Origin of the sequence: Rhodococcus sp. C1 (assembly GCF_020809065.1) — a bacterium.
Taxonomy (GTDB): Bacteria; Actinomycetota; Actinomycetes; order Mycobacteriales; family Mycobacteriaceae; genus Rhodococcus_F; species Rhodococcus_F qingshengii.
On record NZ_CP078080.1, the window covers coordinates 6,065,387 to 6,079,060 of the forward strand.

Sequence of the window (13,674 nt, forward strand, 5' to 3'; positions counted from 1 at the left end):
CGCCCAACATCGACATAATCGCTGGTGCTCGCCCCGAATCCCACCATGACCGATTCTTGTCCCACCTTCAGGCGATGGCGGCTGTAGATTCCGATCTATTTGTCAGATCAACCTGCGACTTTCGAAAAACTACGCGACAGTTGGCGCTGAAATTCCGGGCAAAGATGGCCTTTTCGACAGCTGAGAACAATCCACCAGCAGTCGGTCAACACTGCCCCTCTCCCTGGACTCGACGGGATGAAACCGTTAGCAACGGAGCTACGAACGAGGCACGGGGCGTCAGGATTCACCAGTGTGTCGACGACCGGGAGTGACTGCCGACGGAAACTGTTGACTAGGTTCGAACCTTTCCAGCACCAGGCACCGACCCGACAGGTGACCTATCGCCATGGTTCTGTGGCAACAGGTGTGGCCGCGACTTCCCACGAGCATTCCGAGCGCTCCAAGGGGCACCCAACACCCCTTACATAATTTGCCAGCGGAGATCGTCCATGTCGTTTCCAACCTCAGCCGTCGTTGATGCCAACAAACACCTACTGGCGCTTTGCAACAACGGCAACATGATATGGTCGGCAACCAACAAAACCGCACACAACAAGATCGCATCAAACGGCGAACAGCTAACGACTGCAACAATATTCAGTCCACGGCAATCCGGGCTCACACCGCTCCGACGCCAACCACACGGGGACGCGGCATCACCGCTTTTCAATCCTGAAACAGCCACCCGAAAACCACCCCCTCACTTAGGGTGTCGGTTTGTCCAACAAGAACACGGACAAACCGCGGCAGGTCGAACTCATCGGTTTCGCCGCCGGGATGATGACGTACTCGATCGACCGGCCGTGTAGTGGGGAGTCTTCACCCTCCCGATCGGAATCGGGCTTGCAGTCAGTACCTATGGATGGCGCTGGGAGGAAAGCGATTCCGGGCCGTCGGTATTGCAGCGACTGCAGAAATTTTCGCCGTCAACCGCATCCGGGACCTCAACGAGGGCCAAGACACCGCCGAACTGACCGTCCGTATCAGCGGCCCGGGTTTGGACACGTTCGACGCTGACTGCGAGGCACCCAAAGGTAACGTGCTACCCCAGGTCGGTGACCGGCGCACGGTGATGGTGAATCCATCCGACCTCACCTTTGCCATCGTCTATGACCATCTTTCCAACAGGACTAGCACCAATCGTCCTTGCTCGATGATCCGTGGTGCTCCACTAAGCCCTCCTCCAAGAACAAGGAGTCCTACTTCACTCCAGGCAGGTCACCTCAAACTCGAAACACTTTGCAATGAAACGAGTTTGAAATGCTCTTCCTACACGGGTAGCGAGTTGGCTCGACTGAGTGCCCTGCTCGTGATCTACCGATACCTGGGCGGAAGCGAGCGACGGACAGTACGCCACAGCCGCGCACGCCGGCAAAGCTACCGTGATTCGGGTATGGCTGTGGCACAACTGTATTCACAACCGAATGTGACCGCCATCGACAAGACATTTTCCAGTCGGTTGTTCAGACTTTTTCAGCGAGAACGTCGAGGTAGCTGATTTCGGGCGGCGCAGCGAAGAGTTCGTCGGCGCGTTCGCCGAGGGCCTTGCCGACCGGACCATTGAGATGTGTCTCGCGGGCAGCTTGGTCCGGGAATGCGTCGATGATGCCGAACGACGAGGGCCCGAACCGCACCGCGAACCAGGGTTTCGTGCCGGGCTCCTGCTCAACGAGCGGCAGTGCCGATCGGAGGAATTCCTCGACCGCTCCTTCCTTGCCGGGCTTCGCTTCAAGTCGGACCAGCAGCGCCTTGGTGGCCATATCGGATCTCCTCTTCGAGGTGGTGAACACTGTCAAGCATCACACCATCCATCGGTTAATGGAAGGTACCCAAGCCCGCCGTTCGAGGAAACCGATCCCAACCCCCTAGCGATCGTGGAGCCGAAGGAGGAGACTCCATGGTGAGGGAATGCGATGCCTGGATGCAGCCGCAGTTGCGTCGATGGCAGGAAAAATGTTGGTGCGCCGACATTTTGGTGCGGTCTTCACTTCCGCGCGCTGTGGACCTTCCCCGAACAGCACGATTCATTCGGTCGGTCGCTCACGCGTGGACGCCTGCGGCCGGCGAGATCAACCGGAAAGCCGCAGCTACAAGACAAGGGAGTGCCGCGATGAAAGCGCTTGTATACGACGGGCCTCGAGAGGTCCACGTCAAGGACGTGCCCGATGCGCGGATCGAGAATCCGACAGATGTGCTGGTGAAGATCACGAGCACCAACATCTGCGGGTCGGATCTACACATGTACGAAGGCCGCACCGATCTGGAGCCCGGAATGGTCCTCGGTCACGAAAACTTGGGCATCGTCGCCGAAGTCGGCAATGCAGTGGTCAAAGTATCGCCAGGGGATCGAGTGTGCTTGCCGTTCAACATCGGCTGCGGCTTCTGCCGAAACTGCGAGGAAGGGTTGACCGCATTCTGCCTGACGGTGCACCCCGATCCGAAGATGGCCGGCGCTGCATTCGGTTTCGCGGGGATGGGCCCGTTCTGGGGCGGACAGGCGGAATATCTGCGAGTGCCGTTCGGCGACTTCAACTGCCTGCGACTGCCCGAGGATGCCCAGGACAAGGAAACCGACTACGTGATGCTGTCGGACATCTTTCCCACCGGATGGCATTGCACCCGCCTGGCCGACATGCAACCCGGCGATTCGATGGTGGTCTACGGCGCTGGCCCAGTCGGTTTGATGGCCGCGTATTCGGCGATGATCCAGGGAGCGAGCAAGGTGATGATCGTCGACCGCCACCCCGACCGACTACGCCTGGCCGAAGAGATCGGCGTCGTCCCCATCGACGACTCGAAGGGCGACCCCGTCGAGCAGGTCCTCGAGCAAACCAACGGGAAAGGCGCAGACAAGGGGTGCGAGTGCGTCGGCTATCAGGCACACGACCCGCAAGGCCACGAGGACGCCGCCATGACGATGAACCGGCTCGTGGATTCGGTGCGCTTCACCGGCCACATCGGGGTGGTCGGCATCTTCCTTCCCCAGGACCAGAACGGCCCCGACGAACTCGAGCGCAACGGCAAGATCGCCTTCGACATGGGCAAATTCTGGTTCAAGGGCCAGAAGATCGGCACCGGACAAGCGAACGTCAAACACTACAACCGGCAACTGCGCGACCTCATCCACGAGGACCGGGCAAAGCCCTCCTGGATCATCTCCCACGAACTCCCGCTCGCCGAAGCCGAATCCGGCTACCAGCACTTCGACGCTCGCGACGACGGCTGGACCAAAGTCGTCCTGCATCCCTGACACGGCCAGAACCGAGAGGAGCACAACGATGCCAATGCCACTGCAGGGCAAGCAGATAGCGATATCGACTGCCGACGGGGCCGGAGGAGTAAAAGTCGTAGACGAACAGGTCGCGATCGACGAGAACCTGATCTCGAGCCACTCGCCCGACGAGCTTCCTGCGTTCTGTCCGGCCATCGTCGAGCAGTTCGCGAAGCTCGGGGCAGGTGCGTCATGACCGTGAACCAGACCTCGGTATCCCTTGACGATGCGCAGCGGGTCATCGCCGCAGGACAGGCCAAAGCCACCGAGATCGAGTCGCCGTCGAACATTGCGGTGGTCGATGCCGGCGGCAACCTCGTGGCTCACGTGCGGATGGACGGTGCCTGGATCGCCAGCATCGACATCTCGATCAACAAGGCGTTTACCGCGCGGGCATTGGACGTCTCGACCGAGGACCTCGCGGCCAACGCGGGCCCGGGCGAGCAGTTCTACGGGATACACGCCTCCAACGGCGGGCGCATCATGATCTTCACCGGCGGTGTGCCTCTGCGGCACAACGGCCAGGTCGTGGGCGCTGTCGGCGTCAGCGGCGGCACCGGGGAGCAGGACAAGACCGTCGCCGAGGCGGCCGTGGCGGCGCTGTGAGCGGTGGACTGCGTCGTCAGGTCAGAGAACGCATCGACAGGGCAACGTCGAACATTCCGACGTTGCTTTAAAGCTAGTCGCGGCCCCGCGACTGTGACTGGACCGAAGTCGTCCCGCATCCTTGACGCGGCCAGGACCGAGACAAACATAACGACGAGCGGACGTGCACATCCGCGCGCCGTGTCAGGGGCAAACCGAGCCCTCGGCCGAATGATGCCGCAAGGAATAGACGATAATTACGCAAGTCCAGCGATATCGGTGTCCGAAAAATGTTGATTTGCAATAAATTCCGCCTGAGCGGTCTGTTGACCAGCCTCAGAACGGGACGTTGAACTGCGCAGCACGCGGGTGTGCGCCACCTACTCGCAACCAATTGGAACCGGCCAGTAGTGGCTCATTACCTTTCTGTCACAAGGAGATTCGATAGAACTACAATGAATCTCGTCCGGGTTCAACGGAGCTGCTGTTCACTGACTGTGACGATCTTTCGCAAAGGGAGTTCTCCTTTTGCATGCGCCGCGGTAGTGTGGACGTACCGCAGTAGCGGCCGACACTCGAGTTTTCGTGTCGAAGCCGATACTCGGAGTTTCATGCGATGGCCGCTTCGATCGGGTTCCGGCGGGCATCTTCGATCAAGGGCAGGTGTGGTCGCCACTGCCCCGTTGCGCCCCGCCCATCAGGCGAATGTTGTTGACGCCCTTTAGGTGGACGAAAAGACTCATCATGGCTGGGTGGTTCGTGAGCTCAACCGGTTGACCGGCGGTCGGGCCCTGTCAGTACACACAGGCCCGGCGAACCCCACAACATCAACGCTGAGGGGCGTGATGTCAAAGCACAGTGGCGGAAACCCTTACCCTCGGCCGCTCTCGAGCCTCACGCCCGCCATCCACGGATTGGTGTCGGGCGCCGTTATCGGCGCCCTGCTCGGTCTCCATGACTTCACCCAATCCACTCGCCAAAACCAGGGAACTACGAAGTCCTTGCCGACATCGAGCGAAGTTGCGGGCGGAATCGCACTTGCTCAACGGCCGGGCCGATCGAAAGGAATTGAGTCATGACAACTGCTGTAGGCATCGACTTGGGCACAACCAACTCGGTCATCGCAAGCTGGCAAGGCGGCGAGCCGGTGGTGATCTCCAATGTGGAGGGAGCACGGACGACGCCTTCGGTGGTGGCGTTCACCGAGAACGGTGAGCGTCTGGTGGGCCAGCTTGCCCGGCGGCAGGCGATCTTGAATCCGAAGGGCACGATCTACTCGGCGAAACGCTTCATCGGACGTCACTACGACGAGATCTCCGAGGAAGCCAAAGCGGTCAGCTTCGACGTCGTAGCGGGTGACAACGGTGAGGCCCGCTTCGACGTGCGCGGCAAGAAATACGCACCAGAGGAGATCAGCGCTCTCGTGCTGCGCAAGCTCGTCGACGACGCGAGCAAGTTCCTCGGTGAGAAGGTGAAGGAAGCGGTCATCACCGTTCCTGCCTACTTCAACGACGCGCAACGAAACGCCACCAAGGACGCCGGCCGTATCGCAGGCCTCGAGGTTTTGCGGATTATCAACGAACCGACCGCTGCGGCACTCGCGTACGGCATGGACAAACAGACCCACGAAACCGTACTGGTCTTCGACCTCGGCGGCGGAACCTTCGATGTGAGCCTGCTGGACGTCGGAGAGGGGGTAGTCGAGGTTCGTTCCACGGCCGGCGACTCCCACTTGGGCGGCGACGACTTCGATCGACGCGTGGTGGACTACCTCGCCGACGAATTCCAGCGCGCGGAGAACATCGATCTGCGTAAGGATGCGCAGGCGTTGCAACGACTGTTCGAAGCCGCGGAGAAGGCAAAGGTTGAGCTGTCCTCGGTGACCCAGGCCCAGGTAAACCTGCCTTTCGTTACCGCTGACGCGAATGGTCCCAAACATCTCACCACTACGATCATGCGATCGAAGTTCGATGATTTGACTGCCGATCTGGTGGAACGGTGCCTCGGCCCGGTGAAGCAGGCCATGAGTGACGCCAAGGTCGCCGCCAACGACATCGACGAAGTGATACTGGTCGGCGGTTCGACACGTATCCCGGCTGTACAGGCGCTGGTTCGCCGGCTGACCGGCGGTAAGGACCCCCACATGGGCGTCAACCCGGACGAGGTCGTTGCCCTCGGAGCCGCAGTCCAGGCAGGCGTGCTCAAAGGCGAGGTTTCCGATGTGTTGTTACTCGATGTCACCCCACTGTCCCTCGGCGTCGAGACGCAGGGCGGGGTGATGACGAAGATCATCGAGCGGAACACGACGATCCCGGCACGGCGCAGCGAAGTGTTCTCCACGGCGGAAGACAATCAGTCCGCCGTGGACGTCGTGGTGTTGCAGGGCGAACGCGAACGTGCGGCCGACAACCGGGTGCTGGGCCGGTTCCGGCTGGAAGACATCCGCCCCGCGCCACGTGGCGAGGCCCAGGTGGAAGTCATTTTCGACATCGACGCCAACGGCATCCTGAACGTCACCGCTCGCGACAAGGATACCGGCAAGGAACAGAGCATCACGATCAGTGAACAGGGCAACCTGGATCAGGGTGAGGTCGAGCGCATGTTGGCGGAGGCCGAACGGAACCGGGGTGAGGACGAGGCGCTGCGCAAGGCGGTCGACGCGCGCAACGGGCTCGATTCGGTTGCGTATCAAGTGGAGCGGCGACTCGCCGAACTCGGTGACAGTGCCCCGCCGCATGAGAAGGCGCGGGCCGAGATGCTGGTTGCCGACGCCCGAAAGGCCGTGCAGGACGGCGCTTCACCCGAAGAGGTTCAGCCACTCACCTCGGAGCTGCAACAGCTGCTCTACGGACTTGTGCCGGACCAGTCGGACGACGGCCAAGCAGGCGGCGCTGATGCTGCGTCGTCGGATGACGGCGACGTGATCGACGCCGAATTCGATCGAAGCTGAGGCGCACGATGGAAATGTCTGCAGATCATTCGACGACTGAGCCGACTACCAACAGCGCCGACACGGATCAAAGCAAGACCGAGTCCGATCGCGCCGAGACGGCAGACGAGCTGTCTCAACTCGAGGACCGTTGGCGCAGGGCCGTCGCAGATCTGGACAACCTGCGCAAGCGATACGCCAAAGATCTGGACCGTGAACGCGCCGCGGAAGTAGCGAAGGTTTCGGCGGCGTGGCTGCCGGTACTGGACAACTTGGAGCTTGCGCTTGCACACGCAGGCAGCGATCCGCAGGCCGTCGTCGAAGGTGTGAAGGCGATCCGGGACCAGGCGGTACAGGTGCTCTCACGACTCGGCTTCGAGCGCCACGACGAGGTCGGTGTGCCGTTCTCCCCGGAACTCCACGAAGTGGTCAGTGTGGTAACCCGACCCGACCTTCCATCCGGGACCGTGGTCGAGGTCTTGCGCCCGGGTTATGGAGAGGACGGGCGACAGTTGCGGCCCGCCGCGGTGGTCGTCAGCCGCCCAGAGGGGTGAGCACCGATGGCCCGTGACTACTACGAAGTACTCGGCGTACCGAAGGGCGCCGGCACCGACGAAATTCAGCAGGCGTACCGCAAGCTGGCCCGCAAGTACCACCCCGATGTGAACAAGGATCCCACTGCGGAGGACAGGTTCAAGGAGGTCAACGAGGCCTATCAGGTGTTGTCCGACCCGGACACCCGGAAACGCTATGACCGATTCGGTGACGACTTCCGGCACGTACCCGAGGATTACGACGAACGGGTGCGGGCAAACGCCGCCGGGTACGGCGGTGGCGGGAGACGGGTGCACTTCGGCCACGGTGTCGGTGGTGAGGGTGCCGTCGACTTCGAAGACCTCTTCGGGCAGATGTTCGGCGGAGGCGGTGGGTTCGGACCGATTCCCGGCGCCGATCAGGAGGCCGAACTGGAACTGGCTCTGGAAGAGGCCTATCAGGGCGGAAAACGCATTCTCAGACTGGACGGACGGCAGTATGACGTCGACATTCCAGCCGGCGTCCTGGACGGCCAGCGAATCCGGTTGGCCGGGCAAGGAGGCCGAGGCAACGGTGACGCGCCGCCTGGGGATCTGTACCTCGTGGTGCGGATCAAACCGCATTCACGGTTCCGCGTGCAGGGTCGGGACATCTACGTCGATCTTCCCGTATCGCCATGGGAGGCGGTTCTCGGGTCGACAGTCGTCGTTCCCACACCGGGCGGAGAGGCGAAAGTCAAAGTGGTGCCTGGCTCTTCGACTGGTAGGAAGCTGCGCCTGCGCGGAGAGGGAATGCCGAATCCGCGCGGTGCCAACGGCAACCTCTACGCCGAAATCAAGGTGATGGTTCCGTCGAAACCGACAGCACGTGAACGCGAACTGTTCGAGCAGTTGGGCGCCGAATCGAACTTCAATCCGAGGAAAGAGACATGAGCACCTCAACGCCGATCACTCAGTACGTATTGGTTCGCCGTACCGGATTGTCGCCGGACGCCTTCGCCGAACGTACTGGCCTGCACCCGGATCTGGCACGAAAACTCGTGGCTCTCGGACTGCTCGACGCCCACCGCTACGCCGGCGGAGAGATGTCGTTCGACCCATCCGAAGTGACCCACGCCGCACGCATCCAACGACTGCGGACGGGTCTGGGTCTCAACTACTCGGCAATCGGGCTCGTGCTCGATCTGCTGGATCGAATCGAAAGGCTCGAAACAGCGGCCCGCAGAAGGAGGACATCCTCATGGACACCGGCAGCTTGACCGAAAAGTCACGAGAAGCCTTGCAGGAAGCCCAGAATGTTGCGACCAGAATGGGCCACACCGAAGTCGACGGAGAGCACCTGCTGCTCGCATTGGTCGATCAGCAGGATGGGCTGGTGCCCCGACTGCTCGAACAGGCCGGCGCGAATGTCGAAGCACTTCGATCCGATCTGGATCGTGAACTGTCGCGTAGGCCGAAGGTCAGCGGCCCCGGCGTGACCCCCGGTCAGGTGATGATCACCCAGCGTCTGGCCAAGCTGCTCGATGCCGCAGAGCGGGAGGCGAAGAGACTCAAGGATTCCTACGTGTCGGTGGAGCATCTTGTGATGGCCCTTTCCGAGGAAGGATCGGCCAGCGCGGCCGGGCGGGTCCTCGCCAGTCACGGGGTCACACGGGACGCCTTCCTCACAGCGCTGACGAAGGTGCGCGGCAATCAGCGTGTCACGTCGGCAACCCCGGAGGGGGCGTACGAGGCATTGGAGAAGTACGGGCGCGACCTCGTCTCCGAGGGGCGGGCAGGCAAACTCGATCCGGTCATCGGCCGGGATGCCGAGATACGCAGGGTAACTCAGATCTTGAGCCGGAAAACGAAGAACAACCCGGTGCTGATCGGCGACCCCGGTGTTGGTAAGACTGCGATTGTCGAGGGTCTCGCCCAGCGGATCGTCCGCGGCGACGTGCCCGAGGGCCTACGCGACAAGACGATCTTCTCGCTCGACATGGGTTCTCTGGTGGCCGGTGCGAAGTACCGCGGCGAGTTCGAGGAGCGACTGCAGGCCGTGTTGTCCGAGGTGAAGGCTGCCGAGGGGCGCATCCTGTTGTTCGTCGACGAGTTGCATACCGTGGTCGGAGCGGGCTCGGTCGGCGGCGAGGGGTCTCTCGATGCCGGCAACATGCTCAAACCGATGCTCGCACGCGGCGAACTGCACATGATCGGTGCCACCACTCTCGACGAGTATCGCAAGCACATCGAATCCGATGCGGCACTGGAGCGTCGATTCCAGACCGTTCTCGTCGACGAGCCCAGCGCCGAGGATGCGATCTCGATTCTGCGCGGACTTCGAGAACGCCTCGAGGTGTTCCATGGCGTGAAAATTCAAGACGGTGCATTGGTGGCCGCCGTGACCCTCTCGCACCGGTACATCACCGACCGCTTCCTTCCGGACAAGGCGATCGATCTCGTAGACGAGGCATGCGCTCGGCTCCGCACCGAAATCGATTCGATGCCTGCCGAACTCGACGAGCTCACCCGGAAGGTGACCCGTCTGGAGATCGAAGAGGCCGCACTGTCCAAGGAAACGGACGCGGCCAGCAAGGCGCGCCTCGAAGAATTGCGCAAGGAGCTGGCCGACCTGCGGGCCGAGGCAGACGCCCGGCACGCTCAATGGGAGGCGGAGCGGCAGGCGATCCGGCGGGTGCAAGAACTGCGAGGAGATTTGGAACGGTTGCGCGTCGAGGCCGAGGCCGCCGAACGCAACTACGACCTCAATCGGGCAGCCGAGTTGCGATACGGCGAGATCACCGAGCTCGAACGCCGGCTCGAGGCGGCGGAGGAGCAACTGGCCACCAGACAAGGCCGAAATCCGTTGCTGCGTGAAGTGGTCACCGAAGACGAGATCGCAGAGATCGTGGCCGCATGGACGGGTATCCCGGTCGCCCGGCTGCAAGAAGGTGAGCGGGAGAAGTTGTTGAAGCTCGACGAGATCCTGCACGAGCGGGTCGTCGGTCAGGACGAGGCGGTGCAACTGGTCGCGGACGCTGTGATCCGGGCGAGGTCCGGTATCCGTGATCCTCGTCGACCGATCGGTTCGTTCATTTTCCTGGGCCCGACGGGCGTCGGAAAGACCGAGCTTGCAAAGACATTGGCCAGCGCCCTATTCGACAGTGAAGACAACATGGTGCGCCTCGATATGAGCGAGTACCAGGAACGGCACACGGTGAGTCGGCTCATCGGTGCACCTCCCGGATACGTCGGGTACGACGAAGGTGGCCAGCTCACCGAGGCGGTGCGGCGTAAGCCGTACTCCGTGGTGCTCTTCGACGAGATCGAGAAGGCCCACGCCGACGTCTTCAATACCCTGCTGCAGGTGCTCGACGACGGCCGGATCACCGATTCTCAAGGGAGACAAGTCGATTTCCGGAACACGGTGATCATCATGACCTCCAACATCGGATCCCAGCATCTCCTCGACGGGGTCACAGCCGACGGCGAAATCAAGCCGGACGCCAGGGAACGGGTGATGGCAGAACTGCGCGGGCATTTCCGCCCCGAATTCCTCAACCGGGTCGACGACATCGTGCTGTTCTCCCCACTCACCCTGCCCCAGATCGAGTACATAGTGGAACTGCAACTCACCGACCTTCGAAACAGGTTGTCGGAGAGACAGATACACCTGGAAATCACGCCGGAGGCACGCCGACTGATCGCCGAACACGGGTTCGACCCTGTCTACGGTGCGCGGCCGCTGCGCCGATACATCGCACACGAGGTCGAAACCAAGATCGGCCGTGCACTGTTGCGCGGCGAGATCAAACCGGACGGCACCATCAGCGTCACGGTGGACGGCGGCGAGCTTGCCGTCGCGTATGCCGAACCCGCCTTCGCGGCGGCCTGAGAAGAGGTAACTGGTCATGGGATCCGAAAAGGTGAAGTGCCCGAACTGCGGCAAGACCAACAACATCCCGGCAGCAGGGGAAGGAAAACCTCGCTGCGGCAACTGCCACGAGCCGCTGCCCTGGATCGCCGCGGCGGGAGACGGTGACTTCGCGGAGATCGTCGAAAAATCCTCGGTGCCTGTGCTCGTGGATCTGTGGGCGACGTGGTGCGGCCCGTGTCGCATGGTCAGCCCCGCGCTCGAGCAGCTCGCCAGAGAACACGCCGGCCAGATCAAGCTGGTCAAGGTCGACGTCGATGCTGCACCCCGGACGGCTGAACGATTCACCGTCCGCGCCGTGCCGACTCTGCTGGTGATGGACCGGGGTGAGGTTCTCGCTCGCCAGTCGGGCGCAGCTCCGGTCCCCCAGCTGCGCACGTGGCTCGATCAGGCGCTCTCGGAAAATGCCGGCGAGGAGGCGAAGTCATGAGTCCTGTCCATGCGGACCCACATGTAACCGCGATCCGGGCCGTGGTGCCCCGTACCCCGCAGGGCTGCGAGGAATGTCTTCGCCTCGGCACCCCGTGGGTGCATCTGAGGCTGTGCCTGACGTGCGGACACGTCGGTTGCTGCGACTCTTCGCCGGGCAGGCACGCGAGTGCTCACGCTCACGCCATCGGGCATCCGATCGTCCAGTCGATGGAGCCCGGCGAGGATTGGCGGTGGTGTTATGTCGACCAGAACTTCGTCTGAGGGCGCCTCACCCATCGGGTACAGCCCGCCGGTCGACGACGAGACCCCGGACGAGGAGGGCGCCTTCCCTCGGCTGACGGACGACCAGGTCGCGAAGCTCGAGGTCGGTGGCTCGCGTCGACCGGTTCACGCCGGCGAGGTGCTGATCCGAGAAGGCGCGCCTGACAACGATTTCGTCGTCGTCCTTTCCGGAAAGATCGTAGTCGTCGACGAAGGCGACGCGGACGGCGAGCGCCGGATACTGCGCGTGCACGGTCCTGGGCGTTTCCTGGGCGAGCTCGGACTCCTGGAAGGTCAGGTGGCGTTCTTCACCGCCGAAGCGATCGAGGACGGCGAGATACTCGTCGTCCCGGCCGAGCAGGTACGCGAGCTGATTGCCCACGATCCCGTGCTCAGCGATTTGATCCTGCGCGCCTACCTTGTGCGTCGGCACTTGCTGATCGGGCTCGGCTCCGGATTCCGGATCATCGGCTCCTGCTTCTCCCCGGATACGTTGCGACTTCGTGAGTTCGCGATGCGAAACCGTCTGCCCCACAAGTGGTTCGACTTGGAACAGGACGAACGAGTGGAGCAGCTGCTACGCAGCCTGAACGTCGCACCCGAGGACACACCCGTCGTGATCTGGCACGGCGAGAAGGTGCTGCGCAATCCGACGAATGCGGAACTCGCACGCGTCGTCGGGCTTCCTGTCCCGGCACCCGTCGCGGACGCAGCCAAGGACGTCTACAACCTCGTCGTCGTGGGTGCCGGACCGGCCGGCCTGGCCGCATCGGTGTACGGCGCCTCGGACGGGTTGAACACGTTGACGTTGGAGCGGATCGCTGCGGGCGGCCAAGCCAGTACCTCATCCCGGATCGAGAATTATCTGGGATTCCCCGCCGGGGTCTCCGGCTCCGAATTGGCCGAGCGAGCCGTGCTCCAGGCCGGGAAGTTCGGCGCCCGCATCCTGGTGTCGGCAGAAGTGACCGGTTTGGGATCCGAGGCCGGGAACCATGTGCTCCGACTGGCGGACGGCGGGTCGGTGCACGCCCGGGCCGTTGTGCTCGCCGCCGGGGCGCGGTACCGCAAGTTGGCCGTTCAGGGGATCGAGGCGCTGGAAGGAACAAGCGTGTACTACGCCGCAACGCATCAGGAAGCACGGATATGCGGCACCGACCCGATAGCCATCGTCGGTGGCGGCAACTCCGCCGGCCAGGCCGCCGTCTTCCTCGCCGAGCACGTCTCACAGGTGCACCTGCTCATCCGCGGCGATGACCTCGGGAAGAGCATGTCCCGATACCTGGTCGACCAGATCGAACACCATCCGCGGGTCACCGTGCACCGGCACACCGAGATTCGTGCGGTCCACGGCGAGAAATACCTCGAAGCAATTGCAGTCGAGGACAATCGCACCGGCGACCAGGACACGATTCGGCTGCGCGCCCTGTTCGTCTTCATCGGGGCGGTACCGCACACAGGGTGGCTTGCCGACGCGATCGCACTCGACGACCACGGCTTCGTCCTCACCGGTGTGGACGCGATCCACGCACGAGCGGACGGCAGCCTGCCAATCAACGGCGGCCTGTCCAGGACGCTCGAAACCAGCCTGCCCGGCCTGTTCGCGGCGGGCGACATCCGCCGCGGTTCGGTGAAACGAGTCGCATCCGCCGTCGGTGAAGGAGCGATGGCCGTACGCCAAATCCATGAATACTTCGAAAGGAGCTGACGA

Annotated in this window: 12 protein-coding genes; 11 read left to right on the plus strand and 1 reads right to left on the minus strand. The window is 62.6% G+C overall.

The features are described from left to right. Positions 1-1,505: 1,505 nt before the first annotated feature. On the minus strand, positions 1,506-1,802 hold the full coding sequence (locus tag KTR60_RS28085; protein ID WP_042448086.1) for a putative quinol monooxygenase: 297 nt from the start codon (positions 1,800-1,802) through the stop codon (positions 1,506-1,508). Positions 1,803-2,152: 350 nt separating this feature from the next. Between KTR60_RS28085 and KTR60_RS28090 the strand changes: the two genes are divergently transcribed. The 11 genes from KTR60_RS28090 to KTR60_RS28140 all read left to right on the plus strand — a co-directional run bounded on the left by KTR60_RS28090 (position 2,153) and on the right by KTR60_RS28140 (position 13,671). Further along, positions 2,153-3,292: a glutathione-independent formaldehyde dehydrogenase gene (locus KTR60_RS28090; RefSeq protein WP_024487877.1), complete on the plus strand. Its 1,140-nt coding sequence runs from the start codon at positions 2,153-2,155 to the stop codon at positions 3,290-3,292. A 28-nt stretch (positions 3,293-3,320) separates the two neighbouring features. Then, on the plus strand, positions 3,321-3,509 hold the full coding sequence (locus KTR60_RS28095; protein WP_372454409.1) for a hypothetical protein: 189 nt from the start codon (positions 3,321-3,323) through the stop codon (positions 3,507-3,509). Then, positions 3,506-3,919 carry a GlcG/HbpS family heme-binding protein gene (locus KTR60_RS28100; protein ID WP_042448083.1) on the plus strand — a complete coding sequence of 138 codons (414 nt, stop codon included), beginning with the start codon at positions 3,506-3,508 and terminating at the stop codon, positions 3,917-3,919. Before KTR60_RS28095 ends, KTR60_RS28100 begins: the two co-directional genes overlap by 4 nt. Positions 3,920-4,973: 1,054 nt before the next feature. After that, on the plus strand, positions 4,974-6,848 hold the full coding sequence (gene dnaK / locus KTR60_RS28105; RefSeq protein ID WP_064074378.1) for a molecular chaperone DnaK: 1,875 nt from the start codon (positions 4,974-4,976) through the stop codon (positions 6,846-6,848). Between the two features lie 8 nt (positions 6,849-6,856). After that, complete coding sequence (locus KTR60_RS28110) at positions 6,857-7,381, plus strand: nucleotide exchange factor GrpE (RefSeq protein ID WP_050654922.1); 525 nt, start codon at positions 6,857-6,859, stop codon at positions 7,379-7,381. A gap of 6 nt (positions 7,382-7,387) precedes the next feature. Beyond that, on the plus strand, positions 7,388-8,293 hold the full coding sequence (locus tag KTR60_RS28115; RefSeq protein ID WP_064113708.1) for a DnaJ C-terminal domain-containing protein: 906 nt from the start codon (positions 7,388-7,390) through the stop codon (positions 8,291-8,293). Beyond that, complete coding sequence (locus KTR60_RS28120; protein ID WP_020971358.1) at positions 8,290-8,619, plus strand: chaperone modulator CbpM; 330 nt, start codon at positions 8,290-8,292, stop codon at positions 8,617-8,619. Before KTR60_RS28115 ends, KTR60_RS28120 begins: the two co-directional genes overlap by 4 nt. Then, entirely contained in the window at positions 8,601-11,234 is a 2,634-nt protein-coding gene (clpB, locus tag KTR60_RS28125; protein WP_020971359.1) for an ATP-dependent chaperone ClpB, read from the plus strand. Before KTR60_RS28120 ends, clpB begins: the two co-directional genes overlap by 19 nt. Positions 11,235-11,250: 16 nt before the next feature. Further along, on the plus strand, positions 11,251-11,703 hold the full coding sequence (gene trxA, locus KTR60_RS28130) for a thioredoxin (RefSeq protein ID WP_007735549.1): 453 nt from the start codon (positions 11,251-11,253) through the stop codon (positions 11,701-11,703). Beyond that, on the plus strand, positions 11,700-11,966 hold the full coding sequence (locus KTR60_RS28135; RefSeq protein ID WP_007735548.1) for a UBP-type zinc finger domain-containing protein: 267 nt from the start codon (positions 11,700-11,702) through the stop codon (positions 11,964-11,966). Before trxA ends, KTR60_RS28135 begins: the two co-directional genes overlap by 4 nt. Then, positions 11,944-13,671: an FAD-dependent oxidoreductase gene (locus KTR60_RS28140; RefSeq protein ID WP_228401505.1), complete on the plus strand. Its 1,728-nt coding sequence runs from the start codon at positions 11,944-11,946 to the stop codon at positions 13,669-13,671. Before KTR60_RS28135 ends, KTR60_RS28140 begins: the two co-directional genes overlap by 23 nt. Positions 13,672-13,674 lie beyond the last annotated feature (3 nt).